This is a genomic window from Delftia sp. CH05 (genome assembly GCF_009827015.1).
In the GTDB taxonomy this organism is placed as follows: domain Bacteria; phylum Pseudomonadota; class Gammaproteobacteria; order Burkholderiales; family Burkholderiaceae_C; genus Comamonas; species Comamonas tsuruhatensis.
The window spans coordinates 60,949-78,145 of record NZ_WUMG01000005.1; the positions used below are offsets into that span (position 1 = coordinate 60,949).

Genomic DNA, 17,197 nt, shown 5'->3' on the forward strand with positions numbered 1-17,197 from the left:
ATACAACCATCACATTGCCGCACGAATGCAGGAATAGCCAGCCACTGGCCGGTTGAATTCCCCATGCAATAAGCCCCGGCACATTCGTGCCGGGGCTGTGCGATCAATTCAGTGTGCAGGTGCTTTTCAGTCCCTTACCTCCTTTCGCTTACCCGAGACGTACGGGAACAAATATCCTGTTGCCATCGCGCCAAATCAGCACGGCCACGGTCTTGCCGGCCTTGGCCATGGCGGCGCGCACGGCCTCGATATCTCCGGCAGGCGAGCCGTTGATGGACAGCAGCACATCGCCCTGCGTGATGCCGGCCTCGGCCGCCGGGCCTGCGGCGTCGGCAACGACCAGGCCGTCCTTCACGCCGATCTGCTGCTTTTCCTCGGGCTGCAGCGGGCGCAGGGCCAGGCCCAGCTTGCCCTTGCCGGCGTCGGGCTTGTCCTTGGCCACCTTGGCAGCCTTGTCGCTGGCATCGCCCAGCACGGCGCTGAGCGTGCGGGCCTCGCCGTTGCGCCATATCTCCAGCGTGACCTTCTGGCCCGGCAGCGCCTGGCCCACAAAGGCCGGCAGATCACCCGAGCCCACGATGGGCTGGCCATCGATCTTGCGCACCACGTCGCCGGGCTCCAGTCCCGCCTTGGCGGCAGGGCCGTTCTTGTCCACGCTGGACACCAGGGCGCCTTCGGGACGGTCGAGCTTGAAGGAATCGGCAAAGGCCTGGTTCACCTCCTGCACGGCCACGCCCAGCCGCGCATGCTGCACCTTGCCCGTGGCCACGATCTGCTGCTGCACGCGCGTGGCCACCTCGATGGGAATGGCGAAGGACACGCCCTGGTAGCCGCCCGAGCGCGAGTAGATCTGGCTGTTGATGCCCACCACCTCGCCGCGTGCGTTGAACAGCGGGCCGCCCGAGTTGCCGGGGTTGATGGCCACGTCGGTCTGCAGGAAAGGCACGAAGCTGTCGTCCGGCAGGGTGCGGCCCTTGGCGCTGACCACACCGGCCGTCACGCTGCTCTCGAAGCCGAAGGGCGAGCCGATGGCCAGCACCCAGTCGCCCACGCGCAGATCGGCCGTCTTGCCCAGCGACACCGTGGGCAGGTTCTTCGCCTCGATGCGCAGCACGGCCACGTCGGTCTTGGGATCGGCGCCCAGCACCTTGGCGCTGAACTCGCGCCGGTCGGTCAGCTTGACGGTCACTTCCTTGGCGCCGCGCACCACGTGGGCGTTGGTCAGGATCAGGCCGTCGCTGGAGACGATGAAGCCCGAGCCTTCGCCGCGCGTGGGCACGTCGCGCTGGGGCTGGCCCTGGCCCATGCCCGGCATGCCGGGCACGCCGAAGCGGCGGAAGAATTCAAAGAACGGATCGTTGGGGTCCATGCCCGGCACGCCCTGCTGCCCCTGGCGCGCTGCGGCCTCGTCGCCGTCCTCGCCCATGGCACGCGAGCTGCCGACCACGCTGATGTTGACCACGGCCGCGCCATTGCGCGCCGTGATGTCGGCAAAGTTGGGCGCCGCCACGGCGCCGGCGGGAGAAGCAGGAGAAGCGGCAGAAGCAGGCTGTGCTGCAGGCGCAAACAGCGACGTGGCGGCACGCGCATCGCCATGCACCACACCAACCAGACCGGCGCCCGTGGCGCCCAGGGCGCCGATGGCACCTGCGGCCACCAGGGCCAGCACCAGACGGCGGGGAGTCGACAGAATCTTGTTCATGGCAGACCTTTCCTCAAAAGCAGCGTTCCTTGCTGCGTTGGGGAGAAGTCTGAAGGGGCAGACTTAGGCGAGGCTTAGAAGCCTCGCCGTGCATCTCAGATCAGCGCCAGCACCTTCTCCGGCGGGCGGCACAGCGCCGCGCCCTTGGGTGTGACGACGATGGGGCGGTTGAGCAGCACCGGGTGCTCGGCCACGGCGGCGAGCAACTGCGCATCGCTGGCCAATGCATCGCCCAGGCCCAGCTCGGCGAAGACGGCTTCCTTGCTGCGCAGCAGCTCGCGCACGGGCATGCCCAGCTGCCGGACCAGGGCCTGCAGTTGCTCAGCGTCCAGGGGCTGGGCGATGTAGTCGACGATGGTCGGCTCTATGCCGTTGTCGCGCAGCAGGGCCAGCGCGCCGCGCGAGTTGCTGCAGCGGTTGTTGTGGTAGATGGTGATGTCGGTGCGGGGGGCGGTGGTGTTCATGGGCCGCAGTGTAGGCCCATGAAAATGCGCCTCAGGCCACGGCTTCCTCGGGATGGGCATCGACCTCGCGGCCGGGCAGCAGCAGGTTCAGCCCCACCGCGACCAGGGCGCCGACGGTAATGCCCGAACCGAAGACTTCGCGCACGAAGGCAGGCATGCGGGCCAGCAGGTCCGGGCGCACCGTGACCGCCAGGCCGCAGCCCAGCGAGACCGCGATGATCAGGCTGGCGCGCCGCGAGTGCTCGGCGCCGCTGAGCATGCGGATGCCGGCAGAAATGATCATGGCAAACATCATCAGCCCCGCGCCGCCGAGCACGGGCTGCGGAATCGTCACCACCAGTGCGCCCAGCACAGGAAAGAGGCCGGCCAGCAGCAGCATGACGCCCGTCAGCATGACCACGTGGCGGCTGGCCACGCCGGTCAGCGAGACCACGCCCACGTTCTGGGCGAAGGTGGACAGCGGAGGGCTGGACATCACGGCGGCAAAAGCCGAGCCCACGCCGTCGCACAGCATGCCGCTGGACAGGCGCTTGCCGTCGATGCGCATCTGCGTGGCCGCGCCCAGGGCCATGAAGGTGCCCGTGGTCTCGACGATGGTCACCAGAAAAGCGATGGACATGGCGACGATGCCGGCCACCGGGAACGTCATGCCGAAGGTCAGCGGCTGCGGGATGGCGAAGACCGCAGCCTCGCTCACCTGGGTGAAGTCGATCAGGCCCAGCGCCAGGCACAGCACATAGCCGCAGGCGATGCCCAGCACCACGGCCGAGGCAGAGACGATGCCCCTGCCCCACTGCACGAAGCCGATCACCAGCACCAGCACGAAGCCGGCGATGGCCAGGTGGCCGATCGCGCCGTAGTCGCTGCGACCCACGCCGCCCGCAGCCCAGTCCACCGCGACGGGGGTCAGCGACAGGCCGATCATGGTCACGACCACGCTGGTCACGGTGTGCGGAAAGAAGCGGCGGATCACGGGCATGAAGTAGCTGCCCACGATCATCACCAGCGACCCTACCAGCGAGGAGCCCAGGATGCCGGCCACGCCATGCTCCAGCCCCACGCTGATGCCCGCGCCCACGAAGGCGAAGCTGGTGCCCATGACGCAGGGCAGCCGTATGCCCACGGGCCCCACCCCCCTGCACTGGACGATGGTGACCACGCCCGAGCCCAGCAGCGCTGCATTCACCAGCGCCACGATCTGGTCGGCCGGCAGCTTGAGCGCCCCGCCGAAGACCAGGGGCACGGCGATGATGCCGCCCAGCGCCGCCAGCAGGTGCTGCAGCGACAGAAGCACCGTGGTGATGAGCATTGGCGGTCGGTCTTCCACCTTGTAAAGCAGTTGTTCCATTGTCTTGTCTCCTTGTGTCCTGGCCGTTGGCCTCTTCAGAGGCGCTTGTATGTATGTCGGGGCAGTGGTGCCGGAAAAGGGTGGGGGTCCTGAAAGTGCTGTCCGGGTCTTCGAGCCTCCTGGAGATGCTTCGGGGAAATGGCGCAGCGCGGCAGGTCGGCACCCGCGATGGCCTGGGTGCCGGCCTGCCGCGCTGCAGGGAGATGTCAGTGGCCCGCTGCGCGCTCGAACAGCGTGCGGGCCAGCTCGCGGTGGCGGGTCAGCACGCGCGGCAGGTCGGCGGTGAGCAGCAGCCCGTCGCGGACCACGACACGGCCGTTGATGACGCTGGTGGACACGTCGGTGGGCGTGCAGAACACCAGCGCGGCCACGGGGTCATGGCCTGCGCCCGCGTAGCCCACGCCCGACATGTCGAAGGCCACGAAGTCGGCCGACATGCCCGGCGCCAGCGCGCCGATGTCGTCGCGCCCCAGCACGCGCGCGCCGCCCAGCGTGGCGATCTCCAGCGCCTCGCGCGCGCCCATGGCGGCAGGGCCGTGGCCCACGCGCTGCAGCAGCAGGGCCTGGCGCGCCTCGCCCAGCATGTGGGCGCCGTCGTTGGAGGCGCTGCCGTCCACGCCCAGGCCCACGGGCACGCCCGCATCGCGCATGGTGCGCACGGGTGCGATGCCCGAGGCCAGGCGCATGTTGGAGCACGGGCAATGCGCCACGCCCGTGCCCGTGCGCGCGAACAGCGCAATGCCCTCGGCATCGAGCTTGACGCAGTGGGCATGCCAGACATCGGGGCCGACCCAGCCCAGACTTTCGGCGTACTGCGCGGGAGTGAGGCCGAATTTCTCGCGAGAGAAGGCGACGTCGTTGTCGTTCTCGGCCAGGTGGGTGTGCAGCGACACGCCATGCGCACGCGCCAGCACGGCGGACTCGCGCATCAGCTCGCGCGTCACCGAAAACGGCGAGCATGGCGCCAGCACCACGCGCAGCATGGAGTGGCGTGCGCTGTCGTGGTACTGCTGGATCAGGCGCAGGCTGTCGCGCAGGATGGCTTCCTCTTCCTCCACCACCGCGTCGGGCGGCAGGCCGCCCTTGCTGCGGCCCAGGCTCATGGAGCCGCGCGCCGCATGAAAGCGCATGCCCATCTGCTGCGCCGCGGCGATGGAGTCGTCCAGCCGAGCGCCATTCGGATACAGGTACAGGTGGTCGCTGGTGGTGGTGCAGCCCGACAGCATCAGCTCGGCCATGGCGGTCTGGGTGGAGACGTGGATCATCTCCGGCGTGAGGTGCGACCACAGCATGTACAGGTTGGTGAGCCACGAGAACAGCTCCGCATCCTGCGCGGCCGGCACGGCGCGCGTGAGGCTCTGGTACATGTGGTGGTGCGTGTTGACCAGGCCCGGCATCACCACGCGGCCGCGCATGTCCAGCACCTGTGCCGTGCCGTCGTCCACCATGCGACGGTACTGCGGCGGCAGATCGGCCGTGGCGCCCACCCATTGCACGGCCGGGCCGTCGGCCACCAGGGCGCCGTCGCGGATCTCGCGGCGCTGCGCATCCATGGTGACGAGTACATCGGCGTTCAGTGCGATCAAGGTCATGGCGTTCTCTTCTTCGAAATGGAAAAGCCGCCAGTCTAGGAAGGACAAGCCATTGCCGATAGCGCTGAATTCCGCCCGATGTGTCCACAAAAAGTGGACAGTGCCAAAGACTCACCGCCCCCCGGCAAACAGCCTTGCCAGCGCCTGGCCGATGGACTGGGCCATCAGCTCCCCCGCCGCGCTCAACTGACCCCTGGCCCGGCCGGTCAGCACCAGCGTCTGCCGCCGCAGATGCGCATCGCGCAAAGGCACGAAGACCAGGGCATTGCGGCTGCGCTCCTCCATCACGTCCAGCGGATTGAGCAGGGCAATGCCCTCGCCCAGCATGACCAGGCGCTGGATCAGCGCCATGGAGGTGGACTCGGCCACGGGCGTGACCTCGATGGCGTTGCGCGCAAAGGCTTCGTCCAGCAGGCTGCGGATGGACAGCGGCGGCGCGGGCAGGATGAGCGGATGGCCTATGCACTCGCTGAGCAGCACGGACGATTGGCGCGCCAGCGCATGCCGGGGCGGCACGATGGCGCCGATCTGCCATTCGCTGGTGGCCAGCGCGCGCAGCGCGGGGCGTTCGGACAGGTCGTAGGCCAGGCCCAGGTCGGCGTCGCCGCCTTCCACGGCGGCCGCGATGTCGCTCAGGGGCAGGTCGATGATGCGCACCACGATGCCCGGGTGACGCTGGCGGAATTCATGCACCAGCGAGGGCAGCAGCGAGCCGGCCAGCCCCGTGGTCGCGGCCACGGTGATCTCGCCGCTGCGCGCGCCCTGCAGTTCGGCAATGCGCTCGCGCAGCGCCGCATGCTCGCGCAGCGTGGCGCGCACATGGGCCAGCACCATCTCGCCCGTCGGGGTAAGGCGCAGACGCTTGTGAATGCGCTCGAACAGGGGCGTGCCCAGCTCGGCCTCCAGGTCGAGGATCTGGCGGTTGACGGCCGTGGGGGCCACGTGCAGATGTTCGGCCGCCTTGCGGATGGAACCGCGGCGGACCACTTCGTCGAGATAGCGCAGGACTCTGGCGTGCATGGCGCGAGCGTAGCGGGGTTTGCCGGGCCGCGCTTTGCAGCACCCGGCGGCGCAGGCTCAGCGGGCCGTGTCCGGGCGCTCGGCGCGCAGCGTGCGGCTGAGCATGATCACGGGGATCAGGCCCACCAGCACCAGGGCCAGCGACGGCAGGGCGGCCTCGCCCAGGCGTTCGTCGCGCGCGAGCTGGTAGGCCACGACGGCCAGGGTATCGCTGTTGAAGGGGCGCAGCACCATGGTGGCGGGCAGCTCCTTCATCACATCGACGAAGACCAGCAGCGCCGCCGCCGCCGTGGAGCGCCTGAGCAGCGGCCAGTGCACGCGCGACAGCATGCCCCAGGCGCCCGTGCCCAGCATGCGGGCCGAGTCGTCCAGGCTGGGCGCGATGCGCGCATAGCCGCTTTGCATGGACTGCAGGGCCACGGCGCAAAAGCGCACCAGGTAGGCCCAGACAATGCCCACGGCGGTGGCCGTGACCAGGCCGGCAAAGCCCCATTCGGGCCGCACCTGCTGCACCCAGCCCACGGGCAGCAGCAGGCCGACGACGACCACGGCGCCCGGCACCGCATAACCCAGGCTGGCCAGTTGCACCACGCCGCGCGTGACGGCCGACTCCTTGTGGCGGCGCACGGCAAACGCCAGGGCCACGGCGATGATGACGGCCAGCACCGAGGTGATGGCGCCCAGGCGCACGCTGTTGAGCGCCCAGTCGAGGAAGCGGTCCCAGGGCAGCACCGACCAGTCGGCCGCCAGCGGGCGCAGCATGAAGAACACGGGCGCCACAAAGCCCATGAGCACAGGCAGCAGGCACGCCAGCCAGGCCAGCGCGCAGCGCCAGCCGCGCAGGCGCAGCGGCTGCGCCTCGGCCGAGCCGGCGCGGCCCGCGCCGCCGGTGACGAAGCGCATGCGCCGCTGCGCGCGCAGCTCCAGCTGCAGCAGCAGCACCACCAGCACCAGCAGGAAGGTCGCCAGCTGCGCGGCGGCAATGCGGTTGTCCATGGACAGCCAGGCCTTGTAGATGCCCGTGGTGAAGGTCTGTATGCCGAAATAGCTGACCACGCCGAAGTCGGCCAGCGTCTCCATCACCACCAGGGCCACGCCAGCGGCCACGGCGGGGCGCGCCAGCGGCAGCGCCACCGACCAGATGCGCCGCGACAGCGGCGCGCCCATCAGGCGCGCGGCCTCCATCAGGTGCGCGGCGCGCTCGCCCAGCGCGGTGCGCGCCAGCAGGTAGACATACGGGTAGAGCGAGAAGATGAAGACCCAGACCGCGCCGCCGAGGCTGCGCACCTCGGGCAGGAGCCGGCCTTCCAGGCCATAGGTGTCGCGCATCCAGGTCTGCAGCGGGCCGCTGAACTGCAGGAAGTCGGTATAGGCATAGGCCGTGACATAGGCCGGCATGGCCAGCGGTAGCAACAGCAGCCATTCGAGCTGGCGCCGGCCGCGGAAGTCGAACAGCGTCACGGCCGCCGCCGTGCCCGTGCCCACGATGGCCGCGCCCAGCGCCACCAGCAGGCCCAGCCAGACCGTGGTCCACAGGTAGCCGGGCAGCACGGTGGCCGCCATCTCGCGCAGGATGGAGCCGGCCAGGGCATCGCCCTGCCCCAGAGGCAGCCAGGAGCCGAGCACGGCCAGCACGGGCAGCATCAGCACCAGGGCCAGCAGGAGCAGGGGAAGGGAGCGGAGTACGGACGACAGACGGCGCAAAGCGGAGGTCTCGGCTAGAGGATGAGGGGGAGGATCTGGCTGCCGGGCTATGGAACGGGCCGGGATCCGCGGCAGCCACCGGCCTGTGGGCCGAGGTGCCGCCGAGACCGGACGTGCCTGCGGGCTGCTGGAGTCGGCGGGCTCCGGGCATGCCCCTGGCCCGCCAATGCAAATGCGAATTCTATTCATTTGCGCGGTTCTACAATCGCCGCATGTTTTTGACCGTCTCCCAACTCGAGGTGCGCTACCCGGACCGCGACAGGCCTGCCGTGCAGGGCGTCACGCTGAATCTGGCCGCTGGCGACATCGGCGTGCTCATCGGCCCCTCGGGCTGCGGCAAGACCACGCTGCTGCGTGCCGTGGCGGGCCTGGAGCCCGTGAGCGGCGGCGAGATCCGCATCGACGGCCAGCTCGTGGGCAGCGCGGATTTCTCGCTCCCTCCCGAGCAGCGGCGCATCGGCATGGTGTTCCAGGACTATGCGCTGTTCCCCCATCTGAACGTGGGCCGCAACGTGGCCTTCGGCATCCACCATCTGCCCAAGGCGCGCCAGGCCGAGCGCGTGGCCGAGGTGCTGGAGCTGGTGGGCCTGGCCGGCAGTGCAGGAAGGTTTCCGCACGAGCTGTCAGGCGGCCAGCAGCAGCGCGTGGCGCTGGCCCGCGCGCTGGCGCCCAGCCCGCAGCTGATGCTGCTGGACGAGCCGTTTTCCAACCTCGACGTGGACCTGCGCGAGCGCCTGGCGCATGAGGTGCGCGGCATCCTCAAGGCCGCAGGCGCCACGGCCCTGTTCGTCACGCACGACCAGCTGGAGGCGTTTGCCATCGGCGACATGATCGGCGTGGTCCACCAGGGGCAGCTGCAGCAGTGGGACGACGCCTATTCGCTGTACCACCGGCCGGCCACGCGCTTCGTGGCGGACTTCATCGGCCACGGCGTCTTCGTGCCGGCCACGCTGGCCCACAGCGGTGCCGGCGGCGTGGTGGCGCGCACGGCGCTGGGCGATCTGGTCGATCCGGCCACCTGCCCGCTGCCTGCGCAGTTTGCGGACGGCGAGTGCGATGTGCTGCTGCGCGCCGACGATGTGGTGCACGACGATGCCTCGCCCGTGCAGGCACGCATCCTGCGCAAGGCGTTTCGCGGCTCGGAGTTCCTCTACACGCTGGAGCTGGCCAGCGGCCACAGCGTGCTGGCCCATGTGCCCAGCCACCACGACCATGCGGTGGGCGAGTGGGTGGGCATACGGCTGGACATGAATCACGTGGTCGCCTTCCCGCGAGAGAGACAGGGCACTGCGCAGACCGCAGCGGCCTGAGCAGGCGGCCGCCGCCGCGCCGTCCAGGCCTTTGTCATCCGACGGTCATGGGTGAAACCCAGAATCTGTCACATCTTGTGACAATTCAAGGCCACCCATGTTTGCTCTGGACCCCTCCTCCACGCAGCACGCTGCATCTGCTCCGACACCGGTTCCGGCGCTTGCCCCTGCGCCCGCCGCGCCACGCCTGCTGGCCCGCGCAGGCCAGCTCAGCCAGCCCACGGCGCCGATTCCCCCCGACACCAGCAACGAGGACGTGCACCGGCTGTTCAGCGAGCAGCCCCTGCTCGAAACCCTGGCCGTGGTGGCCGACGACCGGCCGCTGGGCCTGATCAACCGCCAGCGCTTCATGGAGCAGTACGCGCGGCCCTTTGCGCGCGACGTGTTCGGCCGCCGCAGCTGCCTGGTATTCACCGACACCGCGCCCATGGTGGTGGCGGCCGGCCTGCCCATCGACCAGCTGGTGCAGCAGGCGCTGGCCAGCGGCAGCCGCGTGCTCAAGGACGGCTTCATCACCGTCGAGGAAGGCCGCTATGCAGGCATAGGCACGGGCCACGCGCTGATGGCCGCCATGTCCGACATCGAGGCCGACAAGACGCGCCAGCTCATGGCCAGCATCGACTACGCCAGCCTGATCCAGCGCTCGCACCTGGTCGAGTCCGACCGCGTGCTGGCCAGCCAGCTGGCCAACCACGGCCTGCTGTGGGAGCCGCGCGACGTGGTGGGCGGCGATGCGTATTTCTTCCGTGCCACACCGCAGGGCCTGCTGGGCTGCATGTTCGACTGCACGGGCCACGGCGTGCCGGGCGCCTTCATGACGCTGATTGCGCTGTCCTTCCTCGAACAGGCCGTGGCGCCTGCAGGTATCGGCACTGGAACCGGCACCGGCACCGGCACCGGCGCCGCCATCGACCCCGGCGCCCTGCTGGGCCAGATGAACCGCTACATCAAGCGCGTGCTGCAGCAGCGCACCCGCGACGCCCAGCCGGCCTGGGGCGCACCAGCGGCCCCCGCCGACGGCCTGCCTGCGGAGAAGACCTCCAGCGATGGCCTGGACGCCGCGCTGTTCCTGCAGTCGCCCTGCGGCACGCAACTGCGCTTTGCCTCGGCCCGGCTGGACCTGCTGGTAGCGCCACCCGGCGTGCAGGAGGCGGCCCAGGTGCAGATCCATGCCGGCGACAAGCTGGGCATAGGCTATGCGACCACGCCCGACGACGCGGCCTGGAGCACGCAGGTGCTGGAGGTCGCGCCCGGCTCGCTGCTGATGGTGGCCACCGATGGCGTCATCGACCAGTTGGGTGGGCCGCGCCAGATCGCCCATGGCAGAAAGCGCCTGGCGCGCTTCCTGCACGAGCAGCAGTACCGCCCCGCCGCCCAGGCCTGCGCCGAGTTCCGGCAGGCCTTCGCCCAGTGGCAGGGCACGCAGCGCCGGCGCGACGATGTCTCGCTGCTGGTGTGGCGCAACCAGGCCCTGCAGTCATGAGCCCGGCCGAATTCGCTCAGCTGCGCGCCCAGGCCGAGCACAACGGCCTGCTGCTGTACTACGCGGGCACCTTCAACCCCCACGTGATCCAGGCGGCGGCCGACACGCTCAAGAGCCGCCTGGCCAGCGAGGACGGATCGAGCAGCGCCAAGCGCAAGCTGTTTTCCACCTTCATCGAGATGGCGCAGAACGTGCTGCACTACGCAGCGCCCCTGCCTGCGGCCGACACCGGCCCCCGCCAGGCGCTCAGCGCGCCCGTGCCACAGGGCGCCATCGGCGTGGGCCGCATCGATGCGCTGGCCTGCGCCCAGGAGGCGGGCGCCGAGCCGGCGCCCGCCCGCTTCTGGATCGCCTGCAGCAATGCCGTGCGCAGCGAGCATGTGCCGCGCCTGGCCGCCAAGCTGGATGCCGTGCGCTCCATGAGCCTGGCCGAGATCAAGGCCGCCTACAAGGCCCAGCTGCACAACACGGACCACGGCACCAGCGACGACATCAGCCGGGGCGCGGGCCTGGGCTGGCTGACCATTGCGCGCGATGCCTCGGCACCGCTGCAGTACCACATCGCCACGGGAGAGGACGCCGCCGAGACCGCGCCCCATGCCGTATTCCACGTCAAGGCGCTGATCTGAACGCCGGGCGTCCTTCAACGAACCGACCTGCCGCCATGCAAGCATTGAAATCCGAACGCACCTCCGTCACGCCCGAAGTGGTCTTCTCGCCGGCCGAGCAGCTTCTGCGCATCGAAGGCGAGTGCTATCCCGAAAACCCCCTGCCCTTCTTCAACCCCATCCTGTCCATGCTGGGCCGGTATTTCGAGGCGAGCCAGCCCCCTCGCTTCGTGGCCGAGATGAAGCTGCAGTACATCAACAGCGCCTCCACCATGGGCCTGCGCTCGCTGTTCGCGCTGCTGGACCAGGCCGGGCAAAAGGGCACGGACATCCGCGTGGTCTGGGCCTTTGACCAGGAGGACGACGCCATCGAGGAACTGGGCGCCGACCTGGTGGAGGACTTCGCCAACCTGGTGCTGGAGCGACAGCCCTACAGCAACTGAGGGCAGGCCTGCTCCGCCCTGGCCTTCAGGCCAGCGGCTTGCCCATGAGCACCGTGGTCAGGCCGCAGTCCCATTCCTCGTCGGGATAGGTGTCCAGCGTGGCATATCCCTGCGCCGTGTAAAAGCCCAGGGCCTGGGTGTTGAAGCTGTCGGTCTCCAGCCGCACCTGGGCGTGGCCGTCGGCGCGCATGGCCTGCTCCGCGTGGGCCAGCAGCGCACGGCCCACGCCGCGCCCCTGCCAGGCCGGCAGCACATGCAGGGCGCCGATGAAGTCATCCACGCGGTCCACGAAGCCGGCCACCACGCCATCGCACTCGGCCACCCAGAACAGGTGGCCGCGCGACTGCACGTACTGCGCGGTGCGGCCCGAGGCGCGGAACCGCGCATCCTTGTCCGCCGTCAGCTGGGGCTTCCAGGTGCTCTCGTAGGTGGCCCAGAGAACGGCGTTCAGGGCAGCGGTGTCATCAGGCCGCGCGGGCCGGAGCGTGAGAGTGTCAGTCATGTCGCTGGCAAGGTTCAGGCCTGGCGCAGCCGGTCCACCTCGGCATGCAGGTCCTGGGCCCAGACGCGGCGGTCGCGGCCATCGGCCGTCTGCGGCTGGCCATAGTGGACGGCGGCGACCAGATCGTCGGCACACAGCGTGCGCCAGATGGAGCCCAGCAGGGTTTCATCGCCCTCGTAGCTGGGCGCGTGGCTGATCTGCCCGGTGGCGCCGTCGATGAAGCGCAGGCCCACGGGCAGCACGGGCGCACCGATCTGCACGGCCGCCTGCAGCAAATTGGCATGGAAGGGCAGCAGCTTGCGGCCGTCGCCCGTCGTACCTTCGGGGAAGATGGCCAGGATCTCGCGGCGCTGCAGAGATTCCTCCATGCTCTGCACCATGCGCCGGGCATCGCGGCGCGAGGTGCGCTCGATGTACAGCGTGCCCGCCGCCGTGGCCAGCGTGCCGATCAGCGGCCAGCCCTTGACGTCGGACTTGGAGATGAAGCGGCAATGCCGCGCCGCATGCAGCACGGGAATGTCGAGCCAGGAAATATGGTTGCTGACCATGAGCACGGGGCCCTGGCTCGGCGGCTCGCCCTGGATCTCCAGGCGCACGCCCGCATGGGCCAGCAACTGCAGGGCCCAGGCCTGCACATGGGCGTGCTGGCGCTCCTCGGGCAGCTGCGGAAAGCGCAGGGCCACGATCCACAGCCCCTTGCACACATGGCCGAACAGGCGCGCTGCGCGCAGCGTGGCGCGCCCTCCATTACGCAAGCGTTTCATTTCAGCCATTCAGAGCGTTTGGCAACGCCCATGCCCGTGAAACAGGCACGCTCCATCTCAGGGACACCGAGGAAGGGCCGCCCCGCACCGAGGGTGTCGTCCCCCTCCCTCGCGTAGCGAGTAGAGAGGGGGAAGTCGCGAAGCGGCTCAGGGGGCGCTTCATTTCAGCGGCGTTCGTAAGCGATATGGCCGTCGACCAGCGTGCAGCGCACGCGGGCCGGCAGTTCGTAGCCGCCGAAGGGCGTGCTCTTGCCCTGGCTGGCCAGCTCCTGGGGCTTGACCGTCCAGGCCGCCTGCGGATCGACGATGCACAGGTCGGCCACGCCGCCCTCGGCCAGCCGGCCCAGCTGCCCCTGCAGCTCGCCCAGCGCCGATCCCAGCACCTGCACGGGCGATGCCGTGATGGCGGCCAGGGCACGGTTCAAAGGCACGCCACCGTCCTGCGACCACTTGACGGCCAGCGACAGCAGCAGCTCCACGCCCGTGGCGCCGGGCTCGGCCTCGGCAAAGGGCAGGACCTTGGCGTCCTCATCGACGGGCGTGTGGTCGGAGACCAGGGCGTCGATGGTGCCATCGGCCAGCGCGGCAGACAGCGCATCGCGGTCGCGCTGCTGGCGCAGCGGCGGCGTGACGCGGGCGCTGCTGTCGAAGTAGCCGATGTCGGTATCGGTCAGGTGCAGCGAGTTGATGGACACGTCGGCCGTGACCTGCAGGCCTTCGGCCTTGGCACGGCGCACCAGTTCCACGCCTGCGGCGCTGGACAGGCGGCACAGGTGCACGCGCGCCTGGGTGCCGCGCATCAGCTCGAAGATGGTGTGCAGGGCAATTGTCTCGGCCGCCACGGGCACGCCGGACAGGCCCATGCGCGTGGCCAGCGGGCCGCTGGCAGCCACGCCCTTGCCCAGGTACAGCTCCTGCGGGCGCAGCCACACGGTGTAGCCGTAGGTGGCCGCATACGCCAGGGCGCGCTGCAGGGTCTGGGTGCTGGTCATGGGCACCTCGGCCTGGCCGAAGCCGATGCAGCCGGACTCGGTCAGCTCGGCCATTTCGGTCAGCACCTCGCCCTTGAGGCCCAGCGTCAGCGCGCCCAGCGGGAACAGGCGCGACTGGTGCAGCTTCTCGGCGCGGAACTTGAGCATCTCCACCAGGCCCTGCTCGTCGAGCACGGGATCGGTATCAGGCGGGCAGACCAGGCTGGTCACGCCACCGGCCACCGAGGCGGCCATCTCGGACTGCAGCATGCCTTCGTGCTCGTGGCCGGGCTCGCGCAGGCGCACGGCCAGATCGACCAGGCCCGGCAGCACCCAGCAGCCGGCGGCATCGATCTCGCGTTCTGCGGCAAATCCCTCGGGCGCCTTGCCGATGGCCAGCACCTTGCCGCCGTCGATGGCCACGTCGGCCTGCTGGTCCAGGCCCCGTGCCGGGTCCATCACTCGGCCGTTGCGGATGAGTATCTTCATGGTTTGCTACCCCGTAGACCGCAGGCGGCGCATGGGCTGCGGCCTGCGGCGATCAAAAACATTTGCATTCACAAAAAGCGCCTGGACTCAGTCCAGGACACCGGGCATGGAAAAAGCATGGCCCATCTCAGGGACGCCGAGCAAAGGCCGCCCTGCAGCGAGGGCGTCGCCGGCTGCCCGTACGCCCCCCTCCCGCGTAGCGAGAGAGGGGGAAGCGACGCAGTCGCTCAGGGGGTGCTTCATTTCAAGCCTCGTTGCCGGCGACGATGGACATGACGGCCATGCGGACCGCGATGCCGAACGAGACCTGCGACAGGATCACGGCCTGCGGGCCATCGACCACTTCGGAGTCGATCTCCACGCCGCGGTTGATGGGGCCCGGGTGCATGACGATGGCGTCCGGCTTGGCTAGGCGCAGCTTCTCGGCCGTGAGGCCGAAGCTCTTGAAGTATTCCTGGCTGGACGGCAGCAGGGCGCCGCTCATGCGCTCGTTCTGCAGGCGCAGCATGATGATCACGTCGCAGTCCCGGATGCCCTCTTCCAGCGTGTGGAAGACGCGCACGCCCATCTGCGCCAGGTCCGGCGGCACCAGGGTGCGCGGGCCGACGACGCGCACTTCGGCCGCGCCCAGCGTGGTCAGCGCATGGATGTCGGAACGGGCCACGCGCGAGTGCAGCACATCGCCCACGATGGCCACGCGCAGGTTGGCGAAGTCCTTCTTGTAGTGGCGGATGGTGTACATGTCCAGCAGCCCCTGCGTGGGGTGGGCGTGGCGGCCGTCGCCGGCATTGACCACGTGGACATGGGGCGCCACATGCTGGGCGATGAGGTAGGGTGCGCCCGACTCGCTGTGGCGCACGACGAAGATGTCGGCGGCCATGGCCGAGAGGTTGGCGATGGTGTCCAGCAGCGACTCGCCCTTGCTGGCCGAGCTGCGCGCGATGTCCAGGTTGAACACGTCGGCCGACAGGCGCTTGGCCGCGATCTCGAACGTGGTGCGCGTGCGCGTGCTGTTCTCGAAGAACAGGTTGAACACGCTCTTGCCGCGCAGCAGCGGCACCTTCTTGACCTCGCGGTCATTGACGCTGACGAAGTTGGCCGCCGTGTCCAGGATGTGGGTCAGGATGTCCTTGGACAGTCCTTCGGTGGACAGCAGGTGGATCAGTTCGCCGTTCTTGTTGAGCTGGGGATTGCGCTTGTACAGCACGGTCAGGCCTCTTGGATGCGGAATTGGAAGACGCCGGCGTCATCGCGCGCCAGCGACAGCAGGCGGTCGGCCGGCAGCGCGATGCGCGCGGCGGCGAAGTCGGCCTGGAAGGGCAGCTCGCGCCCGCCCCGGTCCACCAGCACCGCCAGGCGCACGCAGGCCGGGCGGCCGTAGTCATAGAGTTCGTTGAGCACGGCGCGCACGGTGCGGCCGGTGTAGAGCACGTCGTCCAGCACCAGGATGTCGGCGCCGTTGACGTCAAAGTCGATCTGCGTCTGGGCGCTGGTGGCCATGCCGCGCTGCGCGAAGTCGTCGCGGTGCAGGGCCGAGGACAGCACGCTGGGGTTGCCGGGCAGGTTCAGGTCCTTGTGCAGCCGCTCCACCAGCCAGGCGCCGCCCGAGGTGATGCCGGCCAGGCGGGTTTCAGGCCCCATGAGGCTGCGCACGCCGCGCAGCAGTTCGCGGTACAGGGCCTCGGCGTCCAGCACCAGGCTGCCGGCTCCCGCAATGGATTCACTCATGGAAGACTCCTCAAAAACTGTTCAAGAATGATGCAGGCCGAGGCCGCATCGGCATCCCTTGCGCCACCGGCCAGGGCCTCGGTGGTGCTGTAGCGCTCGTCCACCTCGTAGACAGGCAGGCCGAAGCGGCTCTTGAGCTGGCGGCCGAACTTCTTCGCCCGCGCCGTGTTCTCGTGCGCGTTGCCGTCGGGGTGGTAGGGCACGCCGATGACCAGCGCATCGGGCTGCCACTCCTTGATGCGCTCGCCGGCCTGGGCCAGGCGGGCCTCGCCGGCCTCGGCGCGGATGGTGGGCAGCGGGTTGGCCGAGCGCAGCAGGCGCGTGCCCACGGCGCAGCCCGTGCGCTTGGCCCCGAAATCGAAGGCCACGAAACTCTGGAAATGGGAGGGAACGGTGGGCGGCACGGCCGTGCCGGCTGCCGCTGCTGCCTGGGACTCGGGAGCGGGCAGGCTCATGCGCGCCCCGCTTCGGGCGAGATCATCCAGCGCTGCAGGCCCAGCAGGCCCAGGGCGCGGTCATAGCGGTCGTCGACCGGGGTATCGAAGATGACGTTGGCGTCGGCGCCCACCGTGAGCCAGGCGTTTTCGGCCAGCTCCGACTCCAGCTGGCCCTCGCCCCAGGAGGCATAGCCCAGGGTGACCAGCAGGCGCTTGGGGCCTGCGCCATCGGACAGGGCTTCGAGCACGTCCTTGGAGGTGGTCATCTCCAGGCCGCCGGGAATGGTCATGGTCGAGGCGTAGGCGGACTCGTCGTCGGGCGCGCCTTCGATCACCATGGGATCGTGCAGCACGAAGCCGCGATCGGTCTGTACGGGCCCGCCGTTGAAGACGCGGTTGCCGCGAAGGTCCTCGCGGCCCAGGGCCAGATCCACCTTTTCCAGCAGGCCTTCCAGCGTAAGCTGCGAGGGCTTGTTGATAATCAGACCGAGCGCACCGCGCTCGCTGTGTTCGCACAGGTAGATCACACTGCGCGAGAACGCTTCGTCTTCCAGGCCAGGCATGGCAATCAGGAAGTGGTGCGTCAGATTGATAGGCGCAGTTTCAGCAGACATAACGACGGATTTTACCGG

At 69.3% G+C, this 17,197-nt stretch carries 17 protein-coding genes; 4 read left to right on the plus strand and 13 right to left on the minus strand.

What is annotated here, in order from left to right; all coding sequences use genetic code 11:
* Nucleotides 1-148: 148 nt before the first annotated feature.
* From GRX31_RS06595 to GRX31_RS06620, 6 genes are all read right to left on the minus strand, one after another.
* Nucleotides 149-1,702, minus strand: a complete 1,554-nt coding sequence (locus GRX31_RS06595; RefSeq protein ID WP_016447917.1) for a Do family serine endopeptidase — start codon at nucleotides 1,700-1,702, stop codon at nucleotides 149-151.
* 95 nt (nucleotides 1,703-1,797) lie between these two features.
* Nucleotides 1,798-2,166: an arsenate reductase (glutaredoxin) gene (gene arsC, locus GRX31_RS06600; protein ID WP_016447918.1), complete on the minus strand. Its 369-nt coding sequence runs from the start codon at nucleotides 2,164-2,166 to the stop codon at nucleotides 1,798-1,800.
* 31 nt (nucleotides 2,167-2,197) lie between these two features.
* Complete coding sequence (locus tag GRX31_RS06605; RefSeq protein WP_160851948.1) at nucleotides 2,198-3,514, minus strand: nucleobase:cation symporter-2 family protein; 1,317 nt, start codon at nucleotides 3,512-3,514, stop codon at nucleotides 2,198-2,200.
* 206 nt (nucleotides 3,515-3,720) lie between these two features.
* The gene (locus GRX31_RS06610; RefSeq protein WP_016447920.1) at nucleotides 3,721-5,106 is read right to left on the minus strand and encodes an 8-oxoguanine deaminase; all 1,386 of its coding nucleotides are present in this window, start codon (nucleotides 5,104-5,106) and stop codon (nucleotides 3,721-3,723) included.
* 111 nt (nucleotides 5,107-5,217) lie between these two features.
* Nucleotides 5,218-6,126 carry a LysR family transcriptional regulator gene (locus tag GRX31_RS06615; protein WP_012203519.1) on the minus strand — a complete coding sequence of 303 codons (909 nt, stop codon included), beginning with the start codon at nucleotides 6,124-6,126 and terminating at the stop codon, nucleotides 5,218-5,220.
* Between the two features lie 57 nt (nucleotides 6,127-6,183).
* The gene (locus tag GRX31_RS06620; RefSeq protein ID WP_160851950.1) at nucleotides 6,184-7,830 is read right to left on the minus strand and encodes an ABC transporter permease; all 1,647 of its coding nucleotides are present in this window, start codon (nucleotides 7,828-7,830) and stop codon (nucleotides 6,184-6,186) included.
* Between the two features lie 212 nt (nucleotides 7,831-8,042).
* Between GRX31_RS06620 and GRX31_RS06625 the strand changes: the two genes are divergently transcribed.
* The 4 genes from GRX31_RS06625 to GRX31_RS06640 all read left to right on the plus strand — a co-directional run bounded on the left by GRX31_RS06625 (nucleotide 8,043) and on the right by GRX31_RS06640 (nucleotide 11,674).
* Complete coding sequence (locus GRX31_RS06625; RefSeq protein ID WP_160851952.1) at nucleotides 8,043-9,140, plus strand: ABC transporter ATP-binding protein; 1,098 nt, start codon at nucleotides 8,043-8,045, stop codon at nucleotides 9,138-9,140.
* A gap of 97 nt (nucleotides 9,141-9,237) precedes the next feature.
* The gene (locus tag GRX31_RS06630) at nucleotides 9,238-10,623 is read left to right on the plus strand and encodes a SpoIIE family protein phosphatase (protein ID WP_160851953.1); all 1,386 of its coding nucleotides are present in this window, start codon (nucleotides 9,238-9,240) and stop codon (nucleotides 10,621-10,623) included.
* Nucleotides 10,620-11,252 (plus strand): DUF6272 family protein, encoded by a 633-nt coding sequence (locus tag GRX31_RS06635; protein ID WP_160851955.1) that lies wholly within the window; start codon nucleotides 10,620-10,622, stop codon nucleotides 11,250-11,252. Before GRX31_RS06630 ends, GRX31_RS06635 begins: the two co-directional genes overlap by 4 nt.
* A 35-nt stretch (nucleotides 11,253-11,287) precedes the next feature.
* A complete protein-coding gene (locus GRX31_RS06640; RefSeq protein WP_047326082.1) occupies nucleotides 11,288-11,674 on the plus strand; it encodes a DUF1987 domain-containing protein in 387 nt (128 codons plus the stop codon).
* A gap of 25 nt (nucleotides 11,675-11,699) precedes the next feature.
* Here the strand turns inward: GRX31_RS06640 and GRX31_RS06645 are convergent, their stop codons facing one another.
* The 7 genes from GRX31_RS06645 to GRX31_RS06675 form a co-directional block, all read right to left on the minus strand.
* Nucleotides 11,700-12,176 carry a GNAT family N-acetyltransferase gene (locus GRX31_RS06645; protein ID WP_017406130.1) on the minus strand — a complete coding sequence of 159 codons (477 nt, stop codon included), beginning with the start codon at nucleotides 12,174-12,176 and terminating at the stop codon, nucleotides 11,700-11,702.
* Between the two features lie 14 nt (nucleotides 12,177-12,190).
* A complete protein-coding gene (locus tag GRX31_RS06650) occupies nucleotides 12,191-12,940 on the minus strand; it encodes a lysophospholipid acyltransferase family protein (protein ID WP_074922782.1) in 750 nt (249 codons plus the stop codon).
* A 164-nt stretch (nucleotides 12,941-13,104) separates the two neighbouring features.
* On the minus strand, nucleotides 13,105-14,400 hold the full coding sequence (locus GRX31_RS06655; RefSeq protein ID WP_046986993.1) for a dihydroorotase: 1,296 nt from the start codon (nucleotides 14,398-14,400) through the stop codon (nucleotides 13,105-13,107).
* 244 nt (nucleotides 14,401-14,644) lie between these two features.
* Nucleotides 14,645-15,607: an aspartate carbamoyltransferase catalytic subunit gene (locus tag GRX31_RS06660; protein WP_012203510.1), complete on the minus strand. Its 963-nt coding sequence runs from the start codon at nucleotides 15,605-15,607 to the stop codon at nucleotides 14,645-14,647.
* Nucleotides 15,608-15,609: 2 nt separating this feature from the next.
* A complete protein-coding gene (gene pyrR, locus GRX31_RS06665) occupies nucleotides 15,610-16,128 on the minus strand; it encodes a bifunctional pyr operon transcriptional regulator/uracil phosphoribosyltransferase PyrR (RefSeq protein ID WP_013804027.1) in 519 nt (172 codons plus the stop codon).
* Nucleotides 16,125-16,583 carry a Holliday junction resolvase RuvX gene (gene ruvX / locus GRX31_RS06670; protein WP_016447930.1) on the minus strand — a complete coding sequence of 153 codons (459 nt, stop codon included), beginning with the start codon at nucleotides 16,581-16,583 and terminating at the stop codon, nucleotides 16,125-16,127. The genes pyrR and ruvX overlap by 4 nt, the downstream gene beginning before the upstream one ends.
* Nucleotides 16,580-17,179, minus strand: a complete 600-nt coding sequence (locus tag GRX31_RS06675; protein WP_012203507.1) for a YqgE/AlgH family protein — start codon at nucleotides 17,177-17,179, stop codon at nucleotides 16,580-16,582. The genes ruvX and GRX31_RS06675 overlap by 4 nt, the downstream gene beginning before the upstream one ends.
* Nucleotides 17,180-17,197: the final 18 nt, after the last annotated feature.